This window comes from Microbacterium neungamense (assembly GCF_024971095.1).
GTDB lineage: Bacteria > Actinomycetota > Actinomycetes > Actinomycetales > Microbacteriaceae > Microbacterium > Microbacterium neungamense.
In genome coordinates this window covers 1,540,291-1,566,961 of record NZ_CP069717.1, presented here as the reverse complement: position 1 = coordinate 1,566,961, position 26,671 = coordinate 1,540,291, and the positions used below count along the sequence as shown (strand labels likewise).

Annotated in this window: 25 protein-coding genes; 20 read left to right on the top strand and 5 right to left on the bottom strand. The window is 71.7% G+C overall.

Features of this window, described 5'->3' with window-relative positions:
* Positions 1-131: 131 nt before the first annotated feature.
* A complete protein-coding gene (locus tag JSY13_RS07515; protein ID WP_259606113.1) occupies positions 132-635 on the bottom strand; it encodes a GyrI-like domain-containing protein in 504 nt (167 codons plus the stop codon).
* 81 nt (positions 636-716) lie between these two features.
* Here JSY13_RS07515 and JSY13_RS07510 point away from each other — a divergent pair, with 81 nt between their 5' ends.
* A complete protein-coding gene (locus JSY13_RS07510) occupies positions 717-935 on the top strand; it encodes a hypothetical protein (protein ID WP_259606112.1) in 219 nt (72 codons plus the stop codon).
* A 174-nt stretch (positions 936-1,109) separates the two neighbouring features.
* On the opposite strand, the gene JSY13_RS07505 is transcribed toward JSY13_RS07510, so the two are convergent.
* Together JSY13_RS07505 and valS are read right to left on the bottom strand one after the other, a co-directional pair.
* On the bottom strand, positions 1,110-1,325 hold the full coding sequence (locus JSY13_RS07505) for a hypothetical protein (RefSeq protein ID WP_259606111.1): 216 nt from the start codon (positions 1,323-1,325) through the stop codon (positions 1,110-1,112).
* Positions 1,325-3,898: a valine--tRNA ligase gene (gene valS / locus JSY13_RS07500; protein WP_259606110.1), complete on the bottom strand. Its 2,574-nt coding sequence runs from the start codon at positions 3,896-3,898 to the stop codon at positions 1,325-1,327. The genes JSY13_RS07505 and valS overlap by 1 nt, the downstream gene beginning before the upstream one ends.
* A 172-nt stretch (positions 3,899-4,070) precedes the next feature.
* On the opposite strand from valS, the gene JSY13_RS07495 reads away from it, so the two are divergent.
* The 9 genes from JSY13_RS07495 (at position 4,071) to ndk (ending at position 16,178) form a co-directional block, all read left to right on the top strand.
* Positions 4,071-5,690: an ABC transporter substrate-binding protein gene (locus JSY13_RS07495; RefSeq protein WP_259606109.1), complete on the top strand. Its 1,620-nt coding sequence runs from the start codon at positions 4,071-4,073 to the stop codon at positions 5,688-5,690.
* Positions 5,687-6,658, top strand: coding sequence for an ABC transporter permease (locus tag JSY13_RS07490; protein ID WP_259606108.1), 972 nt, complete (start codon positions 5,687-5,689; stop codon positions 6,656-6,658). The genes JSY13_RS07495 and JSY13_RS07490 overlap by 4 nt, the downstream gene beginning before the upstream one ends.
* The gene (locus JSY13_RS07485) at positions 6,655-7,521 is read left to right on the top strand and encodes an ABC transporter permease (RefSeq protein WP_259606107.1); all 867 of its coding nucleotides are present in this window, start codon (positions 6,655-6,657) and stop codon (positions 7,519-7,521) included. The genes JSY13_RS07490 and JSY13_RS07485 overlap by 4 nt, the downstream gene beginning before the upstream one ends.
* Positions 7,518-9,011, top strand: coding sequence for an ATP-binding cassette domain-containing protein (locus JSY13_RS07480; protein ID WP_259606106.1), 1,494 nt, complete (start codon positions 7,518-7,520; stop codon positions 9,009-9,011). The genes JSY13_RS07485 and JSY13_RS07480 overlap by 4 nt, the downstream gene beginning before the upstream one ends.
* A gap of 408 nt (positions 9,012-9,419) precedes the next feature.
* Complete coding sequence (locus JSY13_RS07475) at positions 9,420-10,262, top strand: type IV toxin-antitoxin system AbiEi family antitoxin domain-containing protein (RefSeq protein ID WP_259606105.1); 843 nt, start codon at positions 9,420-9,422, stop codon at positions 10,260-10,262.
* A 280-nt stretch (positions 10,263-10,542) separates the two neighbouring features.
* Positions 10,543-14,016: an isoleucine--tRNA ligase gene (locus JSY13_RS07470; RefSeq protein WP_259606104.1), complete on the top strand. Its 3,474-nt coding sequence runs from the start codon at positions 10,543-10,545 to the stop codon at positions 14,014-14,016.
* Positions 14,013-15,365 (top strand): bifunctional folylpolyglutamate synthase/dihydrofolate synthase, encoded by a 1,353-nt coding sequence (locus tag JSY13_RS07465; protein WP_259606103.1) that lies wholly within the window; start codon positions 14,013-14,015, stop codon positions 15,363-15,365. The genes JSY13_RS07470 and JSY13_RS07465 overlap by 4 nt, the downstream gene beginning before the upstream one ends.
* Complete coding sequence (locus JSY13_RS07460) at positions 15,362-15,760, top strand: DUF4233 domain-containing protein (RefSeq protein ID WP_259606102.1); 399 nt, start codon at positions 15,362-15,364, stop codon at positions 15,758-15,760. Before JSY13_RS07465 ends, JSY13_RS07460 begins: the two co-directional genes overlap by 4 nt.
* 1 nt (position 15,761) lies before the next feature.
* The gene (gene ndk / locus JSY13_RS07455; protein ID WP_259606101.1) at positions 15,762-16,178 is read left to right on the top strand and encodes a nucleoside-diphosphate kinase; all 417 of its coding nucleotides are present in this window, start codon (positions 15,762-15,764) and stop codon (positions 16,176-16,178) included.
* Positions 16,179-16,236: 58 nt separating this feature from the next.
* On the opposite strand, the gene JSY13_RS07450 is transcribed toward ndk, so the two are convergent.
* A complete protein-coding gene (locus JSY13_RS07450; protein ID WP_259606100.1) occupies positions 16,237-16,848 on the bottom strand; it encodes a vitamin K epoxide reductase family protein in 612 nt (203 codons plus the stop codon).
* A 285-nt stretch (positions 16,849-17,133) separates the two neighbouring features.
* Here JSY13_RS07450 and JSY13_RS07445 point away from each other — a divergent pair, with 285 nt between their 5' ends.
* The gene (locus JSY13_RS07445; protein WP_259606099.1) at positions 17,134-19,404 is read left to right on the top strand and encodes an Rne/Rng family ribonuclease; all 2,271 of its coding nucleotides are present in this window, start codon (positions 17,134-17,136) and stop codon (positions 19,402-19,404) included.
* Here the strand turns inward: JSY13_RS07445 and JSY13_RS07440 are convergent.
* A complete protein-coding gene (locus tag JSY13_RS07440; protein WP_259606098.1) occupies positions 19,369-19,635 on the bottom strand; it encodes a DUF4031 domain-containing protein in 267 nt (88 codons plus the stop codon). The two genes, JSY13_RS07445 and JSY13_RS07440, sit on opposite strands and share 36 nt — an antisense overlap.
* Before the next feature lie 273 nt (positions 19,636-19,908).
* Between JSY13_RS07440 and rplU the strand changes: the two genes are divergently transcribed.
* The 9 genes from rplU (at position 19,909) to rsfS (ending at position 26,622) form a co-directional block, all read left to right on the top strand.
* Positions 19,909-20,217, top strand: coding sequence for a 50S ribosomal protein L21 (gene rplU, locus JSY13_RS07435; protein WP_259606097.1), 309 nt, complete (start codon positions 19,909-19,911; stop codon positions 20,215-20,217).
* 19 nt (positions 20,218-20,236) lie between these two features.
* Positions 20,237-20,494 (top strand): 50S ribosomal protein L27, encoded by a 258-nt coding sequence (gene rpmA / locus JSY13_RS07430; RefSeq protein ID WP_259606096.1) that lies wholly within the window; start codon positions 20,237-20,239, stop codon positions 20,492-20,494.
* Positions 20,495-20,602: 108 nt separating this feature from the next.
* The gene (obgE, locus tag JSY13_RS07425) at positions 20,603-22,099 is read left to right on the top strand and encodes a GTPase ObgE (RefSeq protein ID WP_259606095.1); all 1,497 of its coding nucleotides are present in this window, start codon (positions 20,603-20,605) and stop codon (positions 22,097-22,099) included.
* A complete protein-coding gene (proB, locus tag JSY13_RS07420; RefSeq protein WP_259606094.1) occupies positions 22,096-22,884 on the top strand; it encodes a glutamate 5-kinase in 789 nt (262 codons plus the stop codon). Before obgE ends, proB begins: the two co-directional genes overlap by 4 nt.
* Positions 22,885-22,934: 50 nt before the next feature.
* Positions 22,935-24,212, top strand: coding sequence for a glutamate-5-semialdehyde dehydrogenase (locus JSY13_RS07415; protein ID WP_259606093.1), 1,278 nt, complete (start codon positions 22,935-22,937; stop codon positions 24,210-24,212).
* Between the two features lie 48 nt (positions 24,213-24,260).
* The gene (locus JSY13_RS07410; protein WP_259606092.1) at positions 24,261-24,485 is read left to right on the top strand and encodes a hypothetical protein; all 225 of its coding nucleotides are present in this window, start codon (positions 24,261-24,263) and stop codon (positions 24,483-24,485) included.
* Between the two features lie 6 nt (positions 24,486-24,491).
* On the top strand, positions 24,492-25,094 hold the full coding sequence (gene nadD / locus JSY13_RS07405; protein WP_259606091.1) for a nicotinate-nucleotide adenylyltransferase: 603 nt from the start codon (positions 24,492-24,494) through the stop codon (positions 25,092-25,094).
* Positions 25,091-26,251 carry a hypothetical protein gene (locus JSY13_RS07400; RefSeq protein WP_259606090.1) on the top strand — a complete coding sequence of 387 codons (1,161 nt, stop codon included), beginning with the start codon at positions 25,091-25,093 and terminating at the stop codon, positions 26,249-26,251. Before nadD ends, JSY13_RS07400 begins: the two co-directional genes overlap by 4 nt.
* Entirely contained in the window at positions 26,251-26,622 is a 372-nt protein-coding gene (gene rsfS, locus JSY13_RS07395; protein ID WP_259606089.1) for a ribosome silencing factor, read from the top strand. Before JSY13_RS07400 ends, rsfS begins: the two co-directional genes overlap by 1 nt.
* Positions 26,623-26,671: the final 49 nt, after the last annotated feature.

The following is a 26,671-nucleotide window of genomic DNA, read 5'->3' as shown; positions in this document are numbered from 1 at the left end:
AGTCGGCCGCGCCGCGTGCGCGGATGAGAGAGTTCTCATCCGCAGATCGGGCGCCGCTCGCACAGTGAGCTGCCACCTCGTCATCGAGCGCAAGCGCACGAGCGCCTGACCGCGCGCCCGACCGGCCTGGGTCAGGGTCGCAGCGGCATGATGAGGTCGGTGCGGAGACGGTCGGCGGGAGTGTCGCTGGGGTCCGAGACGTAGCTCTCGATCCAGATGCCCGCCGGTGCGGCGCCCTGGTCGGCGGCGCGCTGCACCAGTGCGCCCCACGCCGATCCGAGCTGGTCGTACGGGCCGACCGCCGTGGTCGCGAACGCCGGTCCCTGAGGCAGCTCCGACGGATGCACGGTCTCCGCGCCACCGGCATCCACCGCATCCGCGAGCGGCGTGCGCAGAGGGAAGCCGATCTCCAGGTCGAAGACGCCCATCGGGTCGCCGCGGTAGATCGCCATCGCAGGACCGGCCGGCACCACCCGGCCGTCCGCGATGAGCCGGCCGAGCGCCCCGTACCCTGCATCGAACGCCTCGGTGAGGTCGTCGACCCGCAGACCGGCGCGCCGGACGACGGCGAGAGGCGTCGCGGTCAGGTCGATCCGATCGGCGGGCCCGAACGGGCCGGCGGGCAATGCGGTCATGAGTCCTCCTCAGGGAGCGGTGTGCGAGCTCGGGATGGCTTCCGCGAGGCGAATCGGGCGCAGCTCCGCCATCAGGATGCCATGATCACCGCATCTCCATATCTCGCGGCGCCGACTCCGCTGGAACGGACACTGCAGCGCATCGCCTCGGCACTCTCCCGGTACGTCGAGCGGCGCATCGCCGCCCGCGCCGAGCGCCGCGAGCTCGCCGCCGACCTGCTGCGCGAGCAGCGGGCGCGCCGGCAGGACCCGCGGGCGCTGGACATCGCGCTGCTGGCGATCGGATCGCGGCCGCGCTGACGCGCGGGCGGTCGCGTCGTCCGCCGCGGGGAGGAAATCGCACCGGGGAGGCGCTGCGGGATGCGGGAAGCTCCCGGCGACGTTGATGGCCGGTGCCGCCGGGAGCAAAACGCATCGCGGAAGCCGCTGAGGGATGCGGGATCCTCCCGCCGACATCGCTCGACGACCCCGGGGTCAGTCCTCGAAGGGACGGGCGATGACGTCGCCGGATGCAGTGAGGAGGACCTCCCACCCGGCATCCAGCTCGGCGATCGGGCGGCCCTCGAGCCACGTGAGCGTCCAGTGCCCGCCGAGGCCCTTCGCCTCGACCTCGGCGATCGCGGGGCGCAGCGCCGCGGGAACGGATGCGGGCGGCTCCGCCCCCGCGGCCCAGCGCGTTCCGAGCTGCATCACACCTCCACCGGGGCGAGCTCGATCTGCGTCACGGTCAGCTCCTCGGCATCCGCGAACTCGAGGTGCGCGATGCGGCCCACGGCGCGCAGATCGTCGACCGCCGCGCGCAGGGCGTCGATGGTCGCCGCCGGCGCGGCGATCGTCGCCCGCGCGACCGGCGTCTTCTGCGAAGCCTTGGCCTCGGTCTTCGCACGCCGGATGCCGATCAGCGCCGCGCTGGTCGCGGCGAGCACGGTCGGGTCGCCCTCGATGCCGAGCGGCTCCGGCCAGGACGCGGTGTGGATCGAGCCCTCCTCGAACCACGACCACGCCTCCTCGGTGGCGAACGAGATGATCGGGGCGAGCAGCCTCAGCAGCGTCGACAGCGCCAGGCGCAGCGCCAGCGCGGCCGATGCCTGACCCACGTCGGCCTGATTGTAGGCGCGCTCCTTCACGAGCTCGAGGTAGTCGTCGCAGAACGTCCAGAAGAACGCTTCGGTCACCTCGAGCGCGCGGGCCTGGTCGTAGTTCTCGTACGCCTTCGTCGCCTCACGCACCACGCCGTCCAGCGCGGTGAGCATCGACGCGTCCAGGGCGTGCGTGATCTGCGCCCCCTCCGGAACCGGGAAGGACAGCACGAACTTCGCGGCGTTCAGGATCTTGATCGCCAGGCGCCGGCCGATCTTCACCTGCGTCGGGTTCTGCGGGTCGAAGGCGGCGTCCATGCCCAGCCGGCTCGACGCGGACCAGTAGCGCACAGCGTCCGACCCGTGCTTGTCGAGGATGTCGGCGGGGGTGACCACGTTGCCCTTCGACTTCGACATCTTCTTGCGGTCCGGGTCCACGATGAAGCCGGAGATCGCCGCGTTGCGCCACGGCGACCGGCCGTCCTCCAGGGTGGAGCGCAGCATCGTCGAGAACAGCCAGGTGCGGATGATGTCCTGACCCTGCGGGCGCAGGTCGAACGGCGCCACGAGCTCCCAGAGGTCCTCGTCGCGCTCCCAGCCGCCTGCGAGCTGCGGGGTCAGCGACGACGTCGCCCAGGTGTCGAAGATGTCCTTCTCGCCGTCGAACCCGCCGGGCTTGCCGCGCTGGTCCTCGGTGTAGCCGGCCGGCACGTCGCTGGTCGGGTCGATCGGCAGCTGCGCGGCGTCCGGCACGAGCACCCGGTCGTAGTCCCGCTCGCCGTTCTCGTCGAGCGCGTACCAGACCGGGATCGGCACGCCGAAGAAGCGCTGTCGCGAGATGAGCCAGTCGCCGGTGAGGCCGCCGACCCAGTTCTCGTAGCGCACCCGCATGAAGTCGGGGTGCCAGGTGAGCTCGCGGCCGTTCTCGATGAGACGGTCGCGCAGGTCGGTGTCGCGGGCGCCGTTGCGGATGTACCACTGGCGCGTGGAGACGATCTCGAGCGGGCGGTCGCCTTTCTCGTAGAACTTCACCGCGTGCTGGAACGGCTTGGACACTTCGAGCAGCTCACCGGACTCCTCGAGCAGCTCGACGATCCGCTTGCGGGCGCTGAACACGGTCTTCCCGGCCAGTTCGGCGTACGCGGACCGCCCCGCGTCGCTCGTGATCGCCTCCGGCGCCTCGGCGAGGACGCGGCCGTCCTGGCCGAGGATGGTGCGGTTGGGGAGGTCCAGCTCGCGCCACCACACGATGTCGGTGACATCGCCGAAGGTGCAGATCATGGCGATGCCGGTGCCCTTGTCCGGCTGCGCGAGGTGGTGCGCGAGCACCGGAACCTCGACGTCGAACAGCGGGGTCTGCACAGTGGTGCCGAAGTGCGGCTGGTAGCGCTCGTCGTCCGGATGCGCGACGAGGGCCACGCAGGCGGCGAGCAGCTCGGGCCGGGTGGTCTCGATGTGGATGTCGCCGGAGCCGTCGGTCTTGTGGAAGGCGAGACGGTGGAACGAGGCCGGCTGCTCGCGGTCCTCCAGCTCGGCCTGCGCGATCGCGGAGCGGAAGTCGATGTCCCACAGCGTGGGGGCGAGCGACTGGTACGCCTCGCCGCGCTCCAGGTTGCGCAGGAAGGCGAGCTGGCTCTGCCGGATCGTCTCGTCGGAGATGGTGCGGTAGGTCTGGGTCCAGTCGACGCTCAGGCCGAGCTGGCGGAACAGCGCCTCGAAGTGCTTCTCGTCCTCGACGGTGAGCTTCTCGCACAGCTCGATGAAGTTGCGGCGGCTGATCGGCCTCTGATCGGCGGCGCGGCTGGACTTGTTGTCGCCGCCCTCGAACGGGGGTGTGAAGTCGGGGTCGTAGGGGAGCGAGGGGTCGCAGCGCACGCCGTAGTAGTTCTGCACCCGCCGCTCGGTGGGCAGGCCATTGTCGTCCCAGCCCATCGGGTAGAACACCGTCTTGCCCCGCATCCGCTCGAAGCGTGCCTTGATGTCGGTGTGCGTATAGGAGAACACGTGGCCGATGTGGAGGCTGCCGGATGCCGTGGGCGGCGGCGTGTCGATCGAGTAGACGCCCTCACGGCCGGAAGCGGCGGCGCGTGCGCGGTCGAACAGGTAGGTCCCCTCCCGGGACCAGACCTCGTCCCACTTCGCTTCGAGACCTTCGAGGGCGGGCTTGTCGGGGATCGCGGACATGAGGGTCTCCTTGAGCGATGTGTGCGGCACCGTGTGAGCGTGCCTGAGTGTGGGTTGTCGGGACAGTCTACAAGGCGTTGGACGGCGGATGCCGCTGTGGTAGATCGACCCGGTCCAACAACCCGGGAGTAGCATGGATCGTTCCCTGCTCGTCCCTGCTCCGAGGTCTGTCATGCCCGCATCCGTGCGCCGTCTCGTGCCCTTCGCCGCGCTCGCCGCGGCTTCCGCCCTCCTGCTCAGCGCGTGCACCGCACCCGGCGGCGGCAGCTCGGACGGCGACGGCGAGATCGTCTGGGCGATCGAGGGCGCGAACCTCTCCGCCGGTCACATGGACCCGCAGGTCAGCCAGCTCGACGTGTCGGCGATGGTGCAGCGGCAGGTGCTCGACTCCCTGGTGTTCCAGGAGGCGGACGGCACGTTCTCGCCCTGGCTGGCGGAGAGCTGGGAGGTCTCACCCGACGGCACCACCTACACGTTCCGGCTGCGCGACGACGTGACCTTCCACGACGGCGAGCCCTTCGACGCCGAGGCGGTGAAGGCGAACTTCGACCGGATCGCCGACCCGGAGACGGCATCGGCCCAGGCGGCCAGCATGCTCGGCGCCGACTACTACGCCGGCACCGAGGTGCGTGGCGAGCACGAGGTCGCCGTGCGCTTCACTCAGCCGTACGCGCCGTTCCTGCAGGCGGCGAGCACCGCCCAGCTCGGCTTCTACTCGCCGAAGGTGCTGGCCGAGGCGGCCGACGAGCTGAAGGCCGGGGGACCGGGCATCACGGTCGGCACCGGCCCGTTCGAGCTCACCGAGTACACCCCCGACCAGGAGATCGTGTACACCCGCAACGACGACTACGCCTGGGGCCCGCACGGCGAGGAGGCGCCCGCATTCGAGACGCTGCGCGTCGAGATCCTCCCCGAGGCATCCGTGCGCGCCGGCGTCGTGGAGAGCGGCGAGGCGGATCTGGCCAGCAACCTCACCCCGCGTCAGGTCGGCGAGCTGCCCGAGGGGCTGACCGTCGAATCGATCGAGTACCCGGGGCTGCCGTACTCGCTGTTCCTCAACGAGGCGTACGGCGTCTTCGCCGACCAGCGCGTGCGCCAGGCGTTCGCCCGTGCGATCGACGTGGACACCGCCGTCGAGGAGATCTTCCACGGCGAGTTCCCGCGCGCCTGGAGCATCCTCAGCGCCTCCACCCCGTACTACGACGCCTCCGTCGAGGGGGCCAACGCCTTCGACCGCGACGAGGCGAACGCGCTGCTGGACGCCGCAGGATGGACGGCGCGCGACAGCGACGGCATCCGCATGAAGGACGGCAAGCGGCTCTCGGCGCGCTGGATCGCCTGGACCCCGGTGCCCGAGGAGCGCACCACCCTCGCGAACGCCATCCAGTCCGACCTCGCCGAGGTGGGATTCGAGATCCAGCGCGAGGTGCTCGAGCCCGGCGCCTACAACGAGCAGTACGGCCCGAAGACGTTCGACATCACCGACTGGGGCTTCTCGGGCGTGGATGCCGACCTGCTGCGTAGCCACCTCTCCACCGACGGGTTCCAGAACGCCTCTCAGGTGAAGGACGCCGAGGTCGACGCGCTCCTCGCGCGGGGCCTGGCGTCCACCGACGACGCCGAACGCGCGGAGGCGTACGGGGCGCTGCAGCGGTGGAACGCCGAGCACGTGGCGATCGTCCCGCTGTACACGCCCTCGCTGATCACGGCCGTGGCCGACACCGTCGACGGGCTGACCTTCGACCTGTACGGGCGCCCGCTGTTCCACGGCGCCACGGTCGCCGGGAAGTGATCCGGCGGGGCGCCGAGCTCGCCGTCTCCGCGGCCCTCGTGCTGTGGGGCGCGGCGACCCTCGCGTTCCTCGCCTTCCGGGCGATCCCCGGCGACCCGGTCGAGGTGATGCTCGGTCCGCAGGCGCAGGTGTCGGATGCCGTGAAGGACGGCATCCGCGCCGAGCTCGGCCTGGACCGGCCGTGGCCCGCGCAGTACCTCGCGTTCTTGGGCCGGCTGCTGCGCGGCGATCTGGGCGAGTCGTACCAGCTGCGGATGCCGGTGGCGGAGGTGATCGGGCGGCAGCTCGGCGCCACGGTGCAGCTGGCCACACTCGCCCTCGCGATCGCCGTCGTGCTCGCGCTCGCGCTGGCGCTCTTCGCCCGCCGCGGCCCCGCCCGCGCCGTGGTCGTCACGGTCGAGCTCGTCGTGCTGTCGTCCCCGGTGTTCTGGATCGGGCTGGTGCTGCTGGGTGTCTTCGCCTTCGGCCTCGGCTGGTTCCCGGTCGCCGGGACGCGCAACCCGGCCACGATCGTCCTGCCTGCGGTGACGCTCGCGCTTCCGGTGGCCGCCCTGATCGGGCAGGTGCTCCGCGACGGCATCGACCAGGCGGAGCGGCAGCCGTTCGCGGAGACCGTCCGCGCCCGGGGCGCCGGGCCGGCGTGGCTCACACTCCGTCACACGCTGCGACACGGTGCGGCGAACGCGCTCACGCTCACCGCCTACCTCGTCGGGTCCCTCCTCGGCGGCGCCGTGCTCGTGGAGACGGTGTTCGCCCGGCCGGGACTCGGACGGGTGACGCTCACCGCGATCACCGACCGGGACCTGCCGGTGGTGACCGGGGTGATCATGCTCAGCGCCGCCGTGTTCGTCGTGGTGAACGTCATCATCGAGCTGCTGCATCCGCTCATCGATCCGCGGCTGCGCGGGTCCAGGCCGCTCACGGCGGCGTCCGCGGTCGCGGTGCCGGCGGTGGAGGAGCGGCGGTGAGCGCGGCATCCGGCATCCGGAGCGAGGTGCGCACGCGGATCCGGCGACCCGGGCCGTCGTCTCTGGCGACCATCGGCCTGTGGTCCGCGGTCGTGGTCCTCGCCGTCGTAGCGTTCGCGGCACTCGCACCAGGGCTGGTCGCGACGCACGACCCGCTGCAGACGGATGTGCGCGCGGCGCTGCGGCCGCCGAGTGCAGAGCACCTCTTCGGCACCGATCAGAGCGGTCGCGACGTGTTCTCGCGGGTGGTGCACGGCGCCGGGGCGTCGGTCGGCATCGGCGTGCTCGCCACCGGCCTGGCACTGCTGCTGGGGCTGGTGGCGGGAGCGCTGTCGGGGAGTGCGCCGCGGGTCGTCGACGCGGTGCTGATGCGCCTGACCGACATCCTGCTGGCGTTCCCGGAGTTCCTCGTGGCGCTCGTGATCGTGGCCGTGCTCGGCCCCGGGCACGCCAACGTGGCGATCGCGGTGACCATCGCCGCCGTGCCGGTGTATCTGCGGCTCGCCCGCACTCAGACCCGTACCCTGCGCCTGGCGGAGCACGTGGAGGCGGCGCGCATCCTGGGCGTCGGGCCGGTGCGGGCGTTCCTGCGGCATGTCATCCCGGGGGTGCTCGGCGCGCTCAGCGTCCTGGCGACGATCGGCATCGGATCCAGCATCCTGGCGGCCGCCGGACTCAGCTTCCTCGGGCTCGGGCCGACCGAGCCGACGCCGGAATGGGGTCTGATGCTCGCCGGCGGGCGGAACGTGCTCGGCACGGCGTGGTGGGTGCCGGTGTTCCCCGGCGCGGCGATCACCGTCACCGTGATCGCGGCGACGATCGTCGGCCGCGTGCTGCGGGCTCGGAGCGAGGGGCGGCGATGAGCGCGCTCGAGGTCGAGGGGCTGCGCATTCGCTTCGGGGATGCGACCGTCGTCGACGGCGTGTCCCTGGCGGTCGCACCCGGCGAGTGCGTGGCGATCGTCGGGGAGTCCGGAGCGGGGAAGTCGCTCACCGCGCGTGCCCTGCTCGGCCTGCTTCCCACGGATGGCGCCGTGGACGCATCCCGGCTCGAGATCGGAGGAGAGGACGCGCGGCGGCTCGGTGAGCGCGCATGGCGGCGCCTGCGCGGGGCGGCGATCGCCCTCGTCTCGCAGGATGCGCTGGTCTCGCTCGACCCGCTGCAGCGGATCGGCAACGAGGTGGCGGAGCCGCTCCGGCTGCACGAGCCCGGTGTGCGCGGCGCGGCGCTGCGGGCCCGGGTGCGCGCGCAGCTGGAGCGGGTGTGGATGCCCGAGCCGGAGCGGCGTGCGCGGCAGTACCCGCACGAGCTGTCCGGCGGTCTGCGGCAGCGGGCGCTGATCGCCTCGGCGCTGGCGGCGGGCCCGCGGATCCTCATCGCCGACGAGCCGACCACGGCCCTCGACGCGACCGTGCAGGCGCGGGTGCTCGACCTGCTGCGCTCGATCGCGGATCAGGGGACGGCCGTGCTGTTCATCAGCCACGACTTCGCGGCCGTGCGCCGAATCGCCGACCGGGTGCTGGTCATGCGCGAGGGGACGATGATCGAGTCCGGGGCGACCGTGGAGGTGCTGGAGCATCCGCAGCACGAGTACACGCGGCAGCTGATCGCGGCGACCATGCACCGCCCCCGGCCGCAGGCGGAGGGAGACCCGGACCCCGTGCTGGAGGTGCGCGGGCTGTCGAAGGCGTTCGCCGGGGTGCCGGCGGTGACGGATGCCGGGTTCACGGTGCGCCGCGGCCGGACGCTCGGGATCGTGGGGGAGTCGGGATCGGGGAAGACCACGCTCGCCCGGATGCTGATCGGCGTGGATCGCCCGGATGCGGGCGAGCTGCGGTGGACCGGCGCGCCGCGGGTGCAGTTCGTGCACCAGAACCCGCTGGGGGCGTTCGATCCGCGTTGGACGATCGAGCGCTCACTGCGGGAGGCGCTGCAGGCCGCCGGCATGCCGCGGAGTCGGCGCCCCGCGCGGGTCGCGGCGCTCCTGGCGGAGGTGGATCTCGACCCGCGGCTGGGTGCGCGACGGCCGAGGGCGCTGTCGGGCGGGCAGCGGCAGCGCGCCGCGATCGCACGGGCGCTCGCCGCGGACCCGACCGTGCTCGTGCTCGACGAGCCGGTCTCCGCGCTGGACCCGTCGGTGCGCGAGCGGGTGCTGCAGCTGCTGCTGCGCCTGCAGCGGGACCGCGGGCTCACCATGATCTTCATCTCGCACGACCTCGACGTCGTCGCCGCCGTCGCCGATGACGTCCTCGTCATGCAGGACGGAGCGATCGTGGAGCAGGGGCCGGTGCGGGACGTGTTCGCCGCCCCGCGGCATCCGTTCACGCGCGAGCTCCTCGACGCCGGGAGGTGACCCGGGGCCGGCGCGCTGCGGGTTTCGGGTGGGAGCTCGGTGCGTGCTGTTCGCGCGGAGTTGTGCGCTTCGCGCGGATGGAATGCGGGGAAACGGCCGCGGGAACTGCACATGTCCGCGGTTGTGTACGGCTGGATACGGCCGGGCAGGGCCGGGGTACGAGTGCGGCGGCGCGGTACGGATGTCGGCCGGCTTCGATCCGCGGGGTCGGATGCGCGGCGGAGCGTGTTCTTCGCGCGGCCATGTGCGCTTCGCGCGGACGGATGCCGGAGAACGGGCCGCGGGAGGTGTACATGGCCGCGCGAGGGGCGCGGGGATGGTTCTGCACAATCCCGGCGACGGGGGAAGCTCTCCACAGTTCCCGGGTCCGCCGGGTCCGCGCACCTGCGGCACGATCACGATGGCGGGATGACGCCGTCCGTTTCCGACATCGTCCGCTTCGTGTCCGAGCACGGCGAGGTGATCCGCACCGCCCGCCTCATCGAGCAGGGTTTCGGCAGACGCGCCCTGGAGACCGCCGTCCGCGCCGGGCTGCTCATCCGCCCGCGGCGGGGCTGGGTCGCCGTCCCCGCCGCGCGCCGGATGCTGCTGTCCGCCGCCCGGTTCGGCGTGGTGCTCACGTGCCGCACCCGGGCCCGGATGCTCGGCCTGTGGCTGCACGATGCCGGAGGTGAGCCGCATGTGGCGGTGCCGCCGAACCGGACCGGCAGGGTCGGCGTGCGGGCGAAGGTGCACTGGGGTGAGCCGGTGGTGCCGCGGCATCCGGACGCCCTCGTCGACCCGATCGAGAACGTCCTCGCCTACATCGCCGAGTGCGAGCCGTTCGAGCAGGCGCTCGCGACGTGGGAGTCCGCGCTCAACCTCGGCCTCGTCGAGCGCGGAGTGCTGGAGCGGCTGCCGCTGCGGCCCGCGGCCCGCCGGGTGCTCGCGGAAGCCTCGCCGTTCGCGGATGCCGGTCTCGAGACGTATCTGCGTCGCCGGCTGGCCTGGCTGCGGCTGCCGATCCGGGTGCAGATCTGGATCCACGGGCACCGGGTCGATGCGCTGATCGGCGACCGCCTCGTGCTGCAGATCGACGGGAAGCATCACGTCGGCGCGCAGCGCAGCGAGGACATCCGTCACGACGCCGAGCTGATGCTGCTCGGCTACCACGTGATCCGGGTCTCGTATCGGCAGGTGATGTTCGAATGGCACGTGGTGCAGGACCTGATCATGCGCGCCGTGGCCCAGGGGCTGCACCGCGCCGCATAGCCTCCCTCCGCGGCAACGCCCCGCCCGCCCGGCGGCCCGCGTACAATGGAGCGCATCGGCATCGATCCGGCCATCACCGGGGAGCTCTCGGAAGAACGTCTCGACAGGTTCAGCGCACGCGCAGCAGGTCGAGGCAAGTAGAACCGAGCGGGTCAGGCCCGTCACAGCCGCAGTGAGAGTGGCGTCGCCGTCCGGTGACGCACGCGGGGTGGTACCGCGGTCCGCAAGGGTCGTCCTCGCAGCAGCATCCGCCGTCACCACCGATCACTGCGAGAGACCGATGACCTACCCCCGCATCCCCGTCAGCGCCCCCGGCGCGTCGTTCGGCCAGGCCGCCACGGCATCCGTCAGCCCGAGCCCGCGGTTCCCGGAGATCGAGCGCGAGGTGCTCGAGTACTGGAAGGCCGACGACACCTTCCGGGCGTCCATCGCGCAGCGCGAGGGCGCCGAGGAGTGGGTGTTCTACGACGGCCCGCCGTTCGCCAACGGCCTGCCGCACTACGGCCACCTCCTCACCGGGTACGCGAAGGACGTGTTCCCGCGCTTCCAGACCATGCTCGGCAAGAAGGTCGACCGCGTGTTCGGGTGGGACACGCACGGCCTGCCCGCGGAGCTCGAGGCGATGAAGCAGCTCGGCATCACCGAGAAGAGCGAGATCGAGGAGATGGGCATCGACGTCTTCAACGCGAAGGCGCGCGGCTCGGTGCTCGCCTACACCCGCGAGTGGGAGGACTACGTCACCCGCCAGGCCCGCTGGGTCGACTTCGAACGCGGGTACAAGACCCTCGACCTCGGATACATGGAGAGCGTGCTCTGGGCGTTCAAGACCCTGTACGACAAGGGCCTCGCCTACGAGGGCTACCGCGTGCTGCCGTACTGCTGGCGCGACGAGACTCCGCTCTCCGCGCACGAGCTGCGGATGGACGACGACGTGTACCAGATGCGTCAGGACCCGTCCGTCACCGTCGCGTTCCCGCTCACCGGCGAGCGCGCGCAGGCCCTCGGCCTCGACGGCGTCCGGGCGCTGGCGTGGACGACGACGCCGTGGACCCTGCCGACGAACCTCGCGCTCGCCGTGGGGCCCGAGATCGAGTACGTCGTCGTGCCCGCGGGCCCGAACGGCGCGTCGGATGCTGCGGGCGCTTCGACCGGCTCAGCAACCGCTTCGACAGGCTCAGCGGACGCTTCGACGGGCTCAGCATCCGCTTCGACCGCTTCGACGGGCTCAGCTCCCGCCGCCCGCTACCTCCTCGCCCGGGAGCTCCTGGGCGGCTACGCGAAGGACCTCGGCTACGAGAGCGCCGAGGACGCGCTCGCCGCGGTCGAGACCGTGCACCGCGGCGCTGACCTCGACGGGGTCGCCTACGAGCCGCTGTTCGACTACTACACCGACACCGAGACGTGGGGCACCGAGAACGCCTGGCGGATCCTCGTCGACGACTACGTCACCACCGGCGACGGCACCGGCGTCGTGCACCAGGCTCCGGCCTACGGTGAGGACGACCAGCGGGTGACCGGCGCCGCCGGCATCCCCACGATCATCTCCCTCGACGACGGCGGGCGCTTCCTGCCGCAGGTGACCGACGTCGCGGGCGAACTCTGGATGGACGCGAACACGCCGCTGGTCCGCCTGATCCGCAGCGCCGGGCGGCTGCTGCGCCTGCAGAGCTACGAGCACTCGTACCCGCACTGCTGGCGCTGCCGGAACCCCCTCATCTACAAGGCGGTCTCCAGCTGGTTCATCCGCGTCACCGACATCAAAGACCGGCTGCTGGCGAACAACGAGCAGATCACCTGGGTGCCGGAGAACGTCAAGCACGGCCAGTTCGGCAAGTGGCTGGAAGGCGCCCGCGACTGGTCGATCAGCCGCAACCGCTACTGGGGTTCGCCGATCCCGGTGTGGAAGAGCGACGACCCCGAGCACCCGCGCGTGGACGTGTACGGCTCCCTCGAGGAGCTCGAGCGCGACTTCGGCGCGCTGCCGCGCAACCCCGAGGGCGAGATCGACCTGCACCGGCCGTACATCGACGCGCTGACCCGGCCGAACCCGGACGACCCGACCGGCAAGAGCACCATGCGCCGCATCGAGGACGTCTTCGACGTCTGGTTCGACTCCGGCTCCATGCCGTACGCCCAGGTGCACTACCCGTTCGAGAACCAGGAGTGGTTCGACACGCACGCCCCGGCGGACTTCATCGTGGAGTACATCGGGCAGACCCGCGGCTGGTTCTACGTCATGCACGTGCTCTCCACCGCGCTGTTCGATCGCCCGGCGTTCACCGGCGTCAGCTGCCACGGCATCGTCCTCGGCAGCGACGGGTACAAGATGTCGAAGTCGCTGCGGAACTACCCGGACGTGTCCGAGGTCTTCGACCGGGACGGCTCCGACGCGATGCGCTGGTTCCTGATGTCCAGCTCGGTGCTCCGCGGCGGCAACCTGTCGGTGACCGAGGAGGGCATCCGCGCCGGCGTGCGGGAGTTCATCCTGCCGCTGTGGAACTCGTGGTACTTCTTCGCCACCTACGCGAATGCCGCCACCGGTGCCGCAGCCGGCGGCTACGAGGCGCAGTGGCGCACCGACTCCGCCGACGTCCTCGACCGCTACATCCTCGCCCGCACCGGCGACCTCATCCGCGAGGTGCGCGAGGACCTCGAGGGGCTCGACTCCACGACCGCGGCCGCGCGCCTGCGCGACTTCGCCGAGGTGCTCACGAACTGGTACATCCGCCGTTCGCGCGACCGGTTCTGGGCGGGCGTGACCGAGGACCCGGAGAGCCGCCAGGCGTTCGACACCCTGTACACGGTGCTGGAGACCCTGACCCGCGTCGCCGCACCGCTGGTGCCGCTGATCAGCGAGCGGGTCTGGCAGGGGCTCACCGGCGGCCGCAGCGTGCACCTGACCGACTGGCCGGACGCCTCCGCCTTCCCCGCGGCGGACGACGTCCGCGACGCGATGGACGCGGTCCGCGAGCTCTCCAGCGTCGGCAACGCGCTGCGCAAGAAGGAGAAGCTGCGGGTGCGCCTGCCGCTGGCCCGGCTCACGGTGGTGTCTCCGCTCGCCGCCGAGCTCGCCCGGTTCGAGGACATCCTGCGCGAGGAGCTCAACGTCAAGTCCGTCGAGCTCGTGCCGCTCACCGACACCGCCGCCGCCGAGTACGGCATCAGCCACCGGCTGAGCGTGAACGCCCGCGCCGCCGGCCCGCGCCTGGGCAAGGAGGTGCAGCGGGTGATCCGCGCCGCCAAGGAGGGCTTCTGGACCGAGGAGAACGGCGTGGTCACCGCGGACGGCGTCGTGCTCGAGCCCTCGGAGTACGAGCTGGTGCTGGAGACCACCGGCCGGCCGGAGGGCGAGGCCCTCGCACTGGTCCCGTCCGGCGGCTTCGTGCTGCTCGACACCGCCACGACCCCGGAGCTGGAGGCCGAGGGGCTCGCGCGCGACGTGATCCGCGCGGTGCAGGACACCCGCAAGAACGCCGGTTTCGACGTCAGCGACCGCATCCGCCTCGAGCTGCGCTTCGAGGACGACGCGGATGCGGATGCCGTGGCCTCGGCGTTCGACATCGCCGACGTCGCGGGGGAGACCCTCGCCCTCGAGCACCGGGTCCTGCGCGCCGGCGAGGCGCTCGCGGATGCCGAGCACGTGGCCGAGATCGCCAAGGGCACCTACGCCAACCGCGGCGCCTTCGCCGTCGCCGTGACGCGGCTCGGCGCCGGCGCGCCCGAGGCGCTGAGCGAGCGGAGCGCGGCACTGTGAGCGACGTGCAGCGAGCGGATGCCGTGTACGAGGCCCTGCTGGCCAGGGCGGGGGAGCGCTGGGTGCAGCCGCGGAAGGAGCGGGTCGCCCGCATCCTGACCCTGCTGGACGACCCGCAGCGCACCTACCGCGTCGTGCACATCACCGGCACGAACGGGAAGACCTCGACGGCGCGGATGATCGAGAGCCTGCTGCGGGCGCACGGCCTGCGCACCGGGCTGTTCACCAGCCCGCACCTGAAGCGGTTCACCGAGCGGATCATGATCGACGGCGAGCCCATCGCGGATGCCGCGATCGCCGACGCCTGGGACGAGATCGAGCCGTTCGTCGACATCGTGGACGCCGAACTCGAGGCGACCGGCGACGCGCCGCTGACCTTCTTCGAGCTGCTCACGGTGCTCGCCTTCGTCGCGGCATCCGACGCACCGGTGGACGTGCTGGTGCTGGAGGTCGGCATGGGCGGCTCGTGGGACTCCACGAACACCGCCGACGGCGACGTGGCGGTGTTCACCCCGATCGATCTCGATCACGCCGACCGCCTCGGCGACACGATCGCGAAGATCGCCGAGGTGAAGGCCGGCATCATCAAGGACGGCGCGGCCGTGGTCTCGGCGCAGCAGCCGCCGGAGGCGGCCGAGGTGCTGCGCCGGGTGGCGGCCGAGCGGGGCGCGACCATCGCCTTCGCCGGCGACGACTTCGGCCTCGTGGATCAGCGCCTCGCCGTGGGCGGGCAGCTGCTCACGATCCGCGGGCTCGCGGGCGAGTACGTCGAGGAGTACCTGCCGCAGTACGGCGCGCACCAGGGGCACAACGCCGCCCTCGCCGTCGCCGCCGTGGAGTCGCTGATCGGCGCGGCCTCGCAGCACATCGCCGGCGACATCCTCGCCGAGGGGCTGCAGAACGCCACCTCGCCCGGACGCCTCCAGCTCGTCGGCATCGCGCCGACCGTGCTGGTCGACGCGGCGCACAACCCGCACGGCGCCGCCGCGCTGGCGCAGGCGCTCGGCGACAGCTTCGACTTCGACGAGTGGGGTCTCGTGCTCGGCGTGCTCGCCGACAAGGATGCCGAGGGCATCGTCGACCGGCTGCTGCCGGCGGTCACGGAGGTGTTCGCCACCGCCCCCGACTCCGAGCGCGCCAGCGACGCGGATGCCATCGCCGACCTCGTCGAGGAGCGAGGACGCCGCGCCAGCGTGCATCCGACCCTCGCCGAAGCCGCGGATGCCGCCCGGGAGTGGGCGGCCGCATCCGACCGCCGCGCCGTGGTGATCGCCGGGTCCGTCGTGCTGGCGGGCGAGGCGATCGGCCTCGCGGAGGAGGAGGACTGGAAGTCGGGGTGGCGGGCGTGAGCGGTCCGCGCGTCCGCGCGCCGCGCACCCTCGTCCAGAAGCTCGGCGCGATCGTGCTCGGCTTCGAGTCGATCATCGTCTTCCTCGCCGGGCTCACCGTGTTCGGGCTGCGGGCGCTGCCGGACGGCATCCCGGACTGGTGGGGCGTCGTCGGCGGTCTCGCCGTCGCGGTCGCGATGATCGCCACGGCCGGGGCGATCGCCCGGCCCGGCGCCATCGCGGTCGGCTGGGCGCTGCAGGTCGTCGTGCTGCTCGCCGCCGTGGTCGTGCCCGCCATCGCCCTCGTCGCCCTGATTTTCGGCGGAATGTGGGCGTATGCGACGATCGTGGGGGCCCGCCTGGACCGGCGAGGTCCGGCCGGGCCGCCGGCAGACACTCACACAGAGAGCGAATGACATGGCCACTGAAGAAACCCTCGTCCTCGTCAAGCCCGACGGCGTCGCCCGCGGCCTGACCGGCGCGATCCTCGCCCGCATCGAGGCGAAGGGGTACGCGCTCGTCGACATCCGTCTCGTCGAGCCCGACCGCGAACTGCTCGCCGCGCACTACGCCGAGCACGAGGGCAAGCCGTTCTACGAGCCGCTCATCGAGTTCATGATGTCGGGCCCGTCGGTCGCGATCCGCCTCGCCGGCAACCGCGTGATCGAGGGCTTCCGCTCGCTCGCCGGCGCCACCGACCCGACCGTCGCGGCGCCCGGCACCATCCGCGGCGACTTCGGCCGGGACTGGGGCCTGAAGGTGCAGCAGAACCTGGTGCACGGCTCGGACAGCCCCGAATCCGCCGCCCGCGAGCTGCAGATCTGGTTCGGCTGAGCCGACCCCTGAAACGAGAAGGGCGCCCCTCGTGGGCGCCCTTCGTCGTCCGTGCGGGTCAGAACACCATCCCGGCGACCTCGCCCAGCACGTCGAGCCCCGCCAGCTGCGCCAGCGCGATCACGAGCGCGTAGGCGAGGATCGTCGCCAGCGGCACCCACGCCATCAGCCTCCCGGCCCGCGCCCTGGCCGCCGCCGACCCGCCCAGGGTGCCGTTGCGCACCAGGTGCACCGCGGTGGCGAGGAAGGTCGGGATGGTCACCGCCCAGGTCGCCATGCACCACGGGCACAGCACCGCGAGCACGTAGATGCTCTGCGCGATCAGCCAGCACACGAACGCGAAGGCGCCGGCGATGCCGAGGCCGAACAGCGCCCAGAACCAGCGCGGGAAGCGGGCGCCCGCGATCACCGCGACGCCCATCACGAGCACGGCCATCCAGCCGGTGAGACCGATGATCGGGTTCGGGAAGCCGAAGACCTCGCCCTGCCACGAGCCGAGGTTCTTGTCGCACTGCAGCAGCACGCTCACGTAGCAGCTGGTCTGCTCGCCCGGGTTCTCCAGCAGGAAGAACTTCTCCAGCGTGAGCTGGAACGCCGCCCACCATCCGATCAGGCTCGCCACGATGAGCCAGATTCCGTAGCCGAGGTGCCGAGTGCGCGGGGCGGTCATGGCGCGATTATCCCAACGGTTGCTATGCGATCGGCGTGAGACGCGAGCGGCGCGGCGCGCACGGATGCCGCGGCGGAGGCTCCGAGGTGCGATAATGAGGGGAGATGACGTCGTGACCTGTTGCGACACGCATCGATGAGACTTCGGGGTAGACGCCCCACGCGGTCCGACAGGGCGGCCTGAGCCGATCTGCTGAGCCGGCCGCACGCCGATTGAGTTCGCGGCATCCGATGCCGCACGAGTTTTCGCGGAGCACCCAGTGCCCGCGCAGGGAGCAAGCCAGAGATGGCCGACGAGAACGATGACAACAACACCCGCACCCACGACGCGACGCCGGAGCAGCCGGTAGCCGAGGAGATCCTCGCGCCCGTCGACCCCGTCACGGACGCCGACCCCGTCGCGGACGCCGAGCCTCCTGCGGACGCTGAGCCTCCTGCGGACGCTGAGCCTCCTGCGGACGCTGAGCCTGTCGAAGCGTCGGCTTCCGCGCCCGAGCCGGAGCCCGCCCAGCCGGAGCCGGTGACCGCGGTCAGCCTGGGCCTGCTGCCCGAGGTGTTCGTGTCGAAGGTGTCGACGCAGCTGCACTTCTACGCACCCGAGATCGTGCCGCTGCCGGCCCGCTCGCGCCGCGACGAGGAGCCCGAGGACCAGGGCGGCTCCGGCCGCCGGGGACGCCGTCGCCGCGGCGGGTCCGACGCCGACGACCAGCGCGACGAGCCTCGTCAGCGCCAGCGCACCGTCGAGTTCATCACCGAGCCGAAGGCGATCAAGGGCTCGACCCGCCTGGAGGCGAAGAAGCAGCGCCGCCGCGATGGCCGCGACGCCGGACGCCGGCGCCCCGTCGTGACCGAGGCCGAGTTCCTCGCCCGCCGCGAGTCGGTCGACCGGATGATGGTGGTGCGCTCCAAGAACGGCCGCACCCAGATCGGCGTCCTCGAGGACAACGTGCTCGTCGAGCACTACGTCGCCCGCAACCAGGACGCGTCGCTGATCGGCAACGTGTACCTCGGCCGCGTCCAGAACGTGCTGCCCAGCATGGAGGCCGCGTTCGTCGACATCGGCCGCGGCCGCAACGCCGTGCTGTACTCCGGCGAGGTGGACTGGGACGGCGTGGAGACCGGCAACCAGCCGCGGCGCATCGAGCTCGCGCTCAAGCCTGGCGACCGCGTGCTGGTCCAGGTCACGAAGGACCCGGTCGGCCACAAGGGCGCCCGCCTGACCAGCCAGATCTCGCTGCCCGGCCGCTACCTGGTGTACGTGCCCGGCGGGTCGATGAACGGCATCTCGCGCAAGCTTCCCGACAACGAGCGCGCCCGGCTGAAGCGCATCCTGAAGGAGGTGCTGCCCGAGTCCGCCGGCGTGATCGTGCGCACCGCCGCCGAGGGCGCCACCGAGGAGCAGCTCACCCGCGACGTGCAGCGCCTCACCGCGCAGTGGGAGCACATCCAGAAGCAGGTGGAGACCCAGCAGGCCCCGGCGCTGCTGCACGCCGAGCCGGATCTGCTCGTGAAGATCGTCCGCGACGTGTTCAACGAGGACTTCACGAAGATGCTCATCCAGGGCGAGGACGCGCAGCGCACGATCCGCGCCTACCTGGAGAGCGTCGCCCCCGACCTGCTGGAGCGCGTGGAGTCGTACGAGGACGAGATCGACCCGTTCGACGCGTACCGCATCACCGAGCAGATCGAGAAGGCGCTGGACCGCAAGGTGTGGCTGCCCTCCGGCGGCTCGCTGGTGATCGACCGCACCGAGGCGATGACGGTCGTCGACGTGAACACCGGCAAGTTCGTCGGCTCCGGCGGCAACCTCGAGGAGACCGTCACCAAGAACAACCTGGAGGCGGCCGAGGAGATCGTGCGGCAGCTGCGCCTGCGCGACATCGGCGGCATCATCGTCGTCGACTTCATCGACATGGTGCTCGAGTCCAACCGCGACCTGGTGCTGCGCCGCCTGATCGAGTGCCTGAGCCGCGACCGCACGAAGCACCAGGTGGCGGAGGTCACCTCGCTCGGCCTCGTGCAGATGACCCGCAAGAAGCTCGGGCTCGGGCTGCTGGAGACCTTCAGCGAGCCGTGCGACGTGTGCGCCGGCCGCGGCATCATCGTCCACCACGACCCCGTCGTGAAGCACCGCAGCGCCTCCGCCAACGGCGGCCAGGGCCGTCGCTCCCGCGGCAGCGCCCCGTCCGCGCCGGCTCCCGCCGCCCCGAGCGTCGGCACGCACGGCATCCCGGAGGGGGCGAAGACCGCGCTCGCGCAGATCGCCGCCTCGACGCTCAGCGTCTCCGAGGAGGCGCCGCGTGAGACGGCCGAGCCGGCCGCTCCCGCCGCCGAGCGTCCGAAGAAGGCGCGCAAGAAGCGGTCCGCGGACCGCAAGCCGCCGCGCACCGAGGCCGAGGCGCTCCTGGAGACCGTGCTCGACGCGCTCCCCGAGCCGAAGGCCCCCGGTCAGGGGCGCAACCGCCGCCGGGTGACCACCGCCGCCCTCGCCGGCACTCCCGTCGTCGTCCGCCCGGAGCCTTCAGCGCCGGTCGCGGGCGGGGACCCGCAGCCCTGACGCGATCAGCCTCCTGACGAGCTCCTTGCCGCCGACGTGCTCCGCGCCGGCGGCGAGGAGTCGCGGCAGCATGTCCGCGGGGACGTCGTAGTGGTCGCGGTCGAAGGCCCGCGCGGGCACGTCCTGCGCCGCGGCGAAGGCGTGCAGCTCGTCGAGGCTCTCGTCGCTGATGAGATGCGCCCAGAGGCGGCCGTGCGCCGGCCAGAGGGGATCGTCGACGAGAACGGTCATGTCGCGATCCTAGGACGGATGCTCAGGGGAGGCGGTGCGTTTCGTCTCGCTTCGCTCGCTCACCGACCGGGGCGAGGAGGCCGGGGCCGTGTCGCTTTGCGGCATCGGGCGGCATCCGGTAAAGTTGTCCTTTGGTGCGCGAACCCTGTCGTCCCCGGCGGACGGCGAGGACAAGCCTTGCATCCGCACCCGTCGCCCGCGCGACGAACGCAAGCAAACAGTCTTCCCGTGAGATTCCCGGAGCCCCGTGCTCCCCAACGAAACAGGTATGAAGTGGTTTACGCAGTAGTGCGCGCCGGTGGCCGGCAGGAGAAGGTCGAGGTCGGCACGATCGTTCAGCTCGACCGTGTTCAGGCTGCTCAGGGCGAGAAGATCGAGCTGCCCGCAGTGCTGCTCGTCGACGGCGCCACGGTGACCACCGACGCCGAGAAGCTGGCGAAGGTCAAGGTCACCGCCGAGGTTATCGGTGACCTCCGCGGCCCGAAGATCGTCATCCAGAAGTACAAGAACAAGACCGGCTACAAGAAGCGTCAGGGCCACCGCCAGGAGCTCACGCGCGTCAAGATCACCGGCATCAAGTAAGCACGGAAGAGGCTGAACAATGGCACACAAGAAGGGTGCGAGCTCGACCCGCAACGGTCGTGACTCCAACGCACAGCGACTCGGCGTGAAGCGCTTCGGCGGCCAGACCGTCAACGCCGGCGAGATCCTCGTCCGTCAGCGCGGCACGCACTTCCACCCCGGCGTGAACGTCGGCCGTGGTGGCGACGACACGCTCTTCGCGCTCGCGTCGGGCGCCGTCGAGTTCGGCACGAAGGGCGGCCGCAAGGTCGTCAACATCGTCGCTGCCGCTCAGTAAGAACTGCAGCATCCGGACGGGGCGGGCTTCGGCTCGCCCCGTCCGCGTATCCGCCCTCCTCTCGGGCGCATGCGCATCCACACACTCCGCAACCAAGGGATGCCACGAATGGTCTCGTTCGTCGACACGGTGACGCTCCACCTGCGCGCAGGCAAGGGCGGCAACGGCTGCGTCTCGGTGCGCCGCGAGAAGTTCAAGCCTCTCGCCGGACCGGACGGCGGCAACGGCGGCGACGGCGGCGACATCATCCTCGTCGCCGATCCGCAGGTGACGACGCTGCTGTCGTACCACCACTCGCCGCACCGCTCCGCCGGCAACGGCGGCTTCGGCATGGGCGACATGCGCTCCGGCGCGGCGGGGGAGGACCTCGAGCTGCCCGTGCCGGTCGGCACCGTCGTGAAGACCGTCGACGGCGAGGTGCTGCACGACATGGTCGTGCCGGGCGAGCGCTTCGTCGTGGCACCCGGCGGACGCGGCGGGCTCGGCAACGCCGCGCTCGCCTCGCCGAAGCGCAAGGCGCCCGGGTTCGCGCTGCTCGGCACCCCCGGCTTCGAGGGCGACGTCGTCCTCGAACTGAAGACCGTGGCCGACGTCGCCCTGGTCGGCTACCCGTCCGCGGGCAAGTCCAGCCTGATCGCGGCGATCTCCGCCGCACGGCCCAAGATCGCCGACTACCCGTTCACCACCCTGCACCCCAACCTCGGCGTCGTGGAGGCCGGTGACGTGCGCTACACCGTCGCCGACGTGCCCGGACTGATCGAGGGCGCCAGCGAGGGCCGCGGGCTCGGCCTGGACTTCCTGCGTCACGTCGAGCGGTGCTCGGCGCTGCTTCATGTGCTCGACTGCGCCACCCTCGACCCGGGCCGCGACCCGATCTCCGACCTGGAGGTGATCCTCGCCGAGCTGGCCGCCTACGAGGTCCCCGAGGGGCAGAAGCCGCTGCTGGAGCGCCCGCAGCTGGTCGCCCTGAACAAGGTCGACGTGCCGGAGGCCCGCGACCTCGCCGAGCTCGTCCGTCCGGACCTGGAGGCGCGCGGCTTCCGCGTGTTCGAGATCTCCACGGTCTCGCACGAGGGGCTGCGCCCGCTCACCTTCGCCCTTGCCGAGCTCGTCGAGCAGCACCGCTCCGAGGTCGCGGTCGAGGCGCCGAAGGAGCGCATCGTCATCCGTCCCAAGGGTTCGGAGGCCGAGTTCAGCATCCGTGTCGAGGGTGGGACCTACGGCAACGTGTACCGCGTGCTCGGCGAGAAGCCGGTGCGCTGGGTGCAGCAGACGGACTTCCAGAACGAGGAGGCCGTCGGGTACCTCGCCGACCGGCTGGAGCGCCTGGGCGTCGAGGACGCGCTGTTCCGCGCCGGCGCGACCCCCGGGTCCACCGTGGTGATCGGCGAGGGCGACGGCATCGTGTTCGACTGGGAGCCGTCCATCTCGTCGGCGGCGGAGCTGATGACCGCTCCGCGCGGCACCGACCCCCGCTTCGACCGCAGCACGCGCCGCACCACCAGCGAGCGTCGCGAGCGGTACCACGAGCGGATGGATGCCAAGGCCGCCGCCCGAGCGGAGCTGGAGGAGCAGCGCCGCGCGAGCCGCGAGGGCGACGAGTGAGCGCGCGGTCCCGGGAGGAGCTGGCCACCGTCCAGCGCGTCGTCGTGAAGGTGGGCTCCTCGTCCATCAGCGGCGAGGCCGCGTGGCGGATCCCGATCCTCGTCGAAGCACTGGCCAAGGCGCACGCGCGGGGCGCCGAGATCGTGCTGGTGTCCTCCGGCGCGATCGCCACAGGCCTCCCGTTTCTGCGTCTCGAGTCCCGGCCCACCGACCTGGCGACCCAGCAGGCCGCGGCCGCGGTGGGTCAGAACGTCCTGGTGTACCGGTATCAGGAGGCGCTGCGTCCGTTCGGGATCGTCGCCGGCCAGGTGCTGCTCACCACCGGCGACCTGGAGCATCCCACCTCCCGCAGCAACGCGCGCCGCGCCATGGAGCGCCTGCTCGGGCTGCGCATCCTGCCGATCGTGAACGAGAACGACACGGTCGCCACCCAGGAGATCCGCTTCGGAGACAACGACCGGCTCGCCGCTCTCGTCGCGCAGCTGGTGCAGGCGGATGCCCTGGTGCTGCTCAGCGACATCGAATCGCTGTACACCAAGCCGCCGACCGACCCGCGCGCGGAGCCGATCGACGTGATCGCCGCGGACGCCGACCTGTCCGGTCTCGAGTTCGGGGCCACCGTCGTGAACAGCGTGGGCACCGGCGGCGCGGCGACCAAGGTGTCCGCCGCGCGCATGGCGGCGGCATCCGGCATCGGCGTCCTCGTCACCAGCGCCGACCTCGTCGGCCAGGCCCTGGACGGCGCCCGCATCGGCACCTGGTTCGAGCCGGCGACGACCGCCTGAGCCGCGTCATCCCGCGGCTTCACCGCGAGCGGCGTGGCTAGACTGAGCGGATGACCACCACCGTCCCCGACGCCGTCGCGACCGACACCGCCCAGGACCGCCTCGTCAAGGCGAAGGACGCTTCCCGGCTGGTCGCCCGTCTCACCAGCGGGGAGAAGGCAGCGGCCCTCGAGGCCATCGCGGCCGGGATCGAGACGGAGGCCGCGCGCATCATCGCGGCGAACGAGGAGGACGTCGAACGCGGACGCCGGGACGGCATCGGCGACGCCCTGATCGACCGGCTGCGGCTCGACGAGAAGCGCGTGGCGGCTCTCGCGTCCGCGGTCCGCGACGTGGCCGCGCTGCCGGACCCGATCGGCCAGGTCGTCGGCGGGCACCGGATGCCGAACGGCGTCGCCCTGGAACAGGTGCGGGTGCCCTTCGGCGTGGTCGGCGCCATCTACGAGGCGCGCCCGAACGTGACCGTCGACATCGCCGCGCTCGCGCTGCGCGCCGGCAACGCGGTCGTGCTGCGGGGCGGCAGTGCGGCCCTGCGCTCCAACACCGTGCTGGTCGAGGTCATGCGCGCCGCCCTGGCATCCGCCGGCGTCACTCCCGAGGCCATCCAGACGGTCGACGACTTCGGCCGCGACGGTGCCAAGGCGCTCATGCACGGTCGCGGGTTCGTGGACGTGCTCGTGCCCCGCGGCAGCGCCGCCCTGATCGAGACGGTCGTGACGGAATCCACCGTGCCGGTGATCGAGACCGGCGCCGGTGTGGTGCACATCGTGCTCGACGAGTCCGCGCCGATCGACTGGGCGCGCGACATCGTCGTGAACGCCAAGGTGCAGCGCCCGAGCGTGTGCAACGCCGTGGAGACCGTGCTGGTGCTGCGACAGGCGGCACCTCAGCTGGTGCCGGTCGTGGCCAGCGCGCTGCAGAGCGAGGGCGTCACGATCCACGGCGACGACATGGTCGCGGGCCTGGTCAGCAACGTGGTGCCCGCGACCGAGGAGGACTGGGCGGCGGAGTACCTCAGCCTCGACATCGCGATGAAGGTCGTGGACACGCTCGACGACGCCCTGGAGCACATCCGCCGCTACAGCACCGGCCACACCGAGTCGATCATCACGACCGACGCGCGCAACGCCGAGCGCTTCCTCGCCGAGGTCGACTCGGCCGTGGTGATGGCGAACGCGTCCACCCGCTTCACCGACGGCGGGGAGTTCGGCTTCGGCGCCGAGGTGGGCATCTCCACGCAGAAGCTGCACACCCGCGGGCCGATGGGGCTCGCCGAGCTGACCAGCACCAAGTGGCTGGCGCGCGGTTCCGGGCAGACGCGCGGCTGAGGACTAGACTGGAGAGGCGTTTTCCCGCCGGTCAGGAACGGAGACAGGATGAACCTCGTCGCGCAGATTGCGATGGCAGCCGCAGAGACGGAGCACCACGGCAACGTGGCGGCCGACACGGTGATCTACGGGATCATCGCCGCGGTGGTGTTCCTGCTGCTCGCGCTCGTGACGCTGTCCTACAAGAACGTCGCGAACCGGCACTCGGCCAAGGCCGAGGCATGGGCGGAGAAGCACGGCAAGGACGGTCACGGATCGGGACACGGCCACTAGGACCGTATGCTCTCCTCGACCACTCGGGCTCCGCGCATCGGCGTGATGGGTGGCACGTTCGACCCCATCCATCATGGGCACCTGGTGGCGGCGAGCGAGGTGGCGCACTCCTTCGACCTCGACGAGGTCATCTTCGTGCCGACCGGGCAGCCGTGGCACAAGGAGCACGTGACCCCCAGCGAGCACCGCTACCTGATGACGGTGATCGCCACGGCATCCAACCCCGATTTCACGGTCAGCCGCGTGGACATCGACCGTGAAGGGCCCACGTACACCATCGACACGCTGCGCGACCTGCGGCGTGAGCGGCCGGACGCCGAGTTCTTCTTCATCACGGGTGCGGATGCCGTGGCGCAGATTCTCAGTTGGAGGGACCATGATGAGTTATGGGACCTGGCCCACTTCGTCGCCGTCTCCCGACCGGGACACGTGCTGAGCACGGAGGGACTGCCCACCGACGACGTCAGCCAGCTCGAGGTCCCGGCCCTCGCGATCTCGTCGACCGACTGCCGCGAACGCGTGCGTGACGGGGAACCCGTGTGGTATCTGGTTCCCGACGGGGTCGTCCAGTACATCGCGAAGCATCATCTGTATCGGAGCAAGGCATGAGCACATCGGATCAGAACGGAAGGACGCCGCTGACGCGCAAGCAGCTGCGTGAGCTCCGCCTGACCGGTTCGACGCCGGTCGTCACGGAGCAGGAGGGGGCCGCGCCCCCGCCGCCGACCCCCGTGCTGCCGCGGCCGGCCGAGCCCGCACCGGTCGCTCCCGCGCCCGAGGAGAAGGACGTCGACCTCCGCGCGACCCCGCTGACGCGCAAGCAGGCGCGCGCCCAGGAGCGCATCCGCACGGCCTCCTTCCCGGTCGTCGCCACGATCGACGCGCCGGCTCCGGATGCCCGGCCCGCGGAGGAGGCGTCGCAGCCCGCGAACGCGAGGCCCGAGGATGCGGAACCCGCGGATGCCGGAGCCGCAGATGCTGCGGAGCAGGCTTCCGCGCAGACGCCCGCGCCTGACTCCGCACAGCCCGAGGTTCTCGTCGAGGAGGTGCCGACCCCGGCATCCGCCCTCGCCCCCGTCGACGAACGACCGGCTGAGGTCGTGCCGGTCGAGGACGTGCCGGTCTCCGGCGCTCCCGCTGAGGCGGGTGCCGCCGGCACGGAGGACACGGCGCCGTCCGACACTCCCGCACCCGTCGACGCCGCCCCCGCTCCGATCGACGCCGTGCCCCTGGCCGGGGCGGCCGAGCCCTCCGAGAACGCACAGCAGCCGCGGGCGACCGTGAACCCCCGGTTCGGCCAGGGCCTGATCGAGGCGAAGAGCTCGGAGGTGCCCGGCGCGTTCGACGAGCTCATCGACAGCGACTCGGCCGGGTCCCAGCACTCCGCGCCGAACGCGCTGATCTTCACCCAGGCGCCGACCGAGGCGTCGCTGTCCGGTCCGATCGCCGCGACCGGCGAGGTCCTCATCACCGGCACCTACGAGCTGCCGAACGGCCTCGGCTCGCAGGGACACGCCGACGGCGTCGCCGACGGCAAGGACGTCGACGCGGTGCTCATCGACGGCGAGCTGCCGCCGACCTCCTCGCCCACGCCGATCGCCGCCAGCTCGGCCGTCAGCACCTCCCGACCCGCCGGCGAGGTCATCCGGCCGCCGGCCCCGGAGACCGGCAACAAGCTCATGCTCACCCTGGCGATCGTCGCCGGCGGCCTCGCGCTCGCGCTGGCCGCCGCCCTGATCGTCGCCTTCACCACGAACGTCTTCTGATGCAATCACCTGAATCCGCCGCCCACATGCTCCAGATCGCGGCCGACGCCGCCGCGTCCAAGGGCGGTGAGGATCTCGTCGCGCTCAACGTGTCGGAGCCGCTCCCGCTCGTCGACATCTTCCTGCTCGTCACCGGCACGAGCGAGCGCAACGTCGCCGCGATCGCCGACGAGGTCGAGGACAAGCTCATCGAGGCGGGCCACAAGCGCGTCCGCCGCGAGGGACGCGCCGAGGCGCGCTGGGTGCTCCTGGACTTCGGCGATCTCATCGTGCACGTGTTCCACGCCGAGGAGCGCGTGTACTACGGCCTCGAGCGGCTGTGGAAGGACTGCCCGGTCATCCCGATCGAGCTGTCCCAGCCGGGAGTCTGACGCCCGGCGCGTGCCGGCCCGGCGCGCGTCCTCACGGCATCCGTCCTGA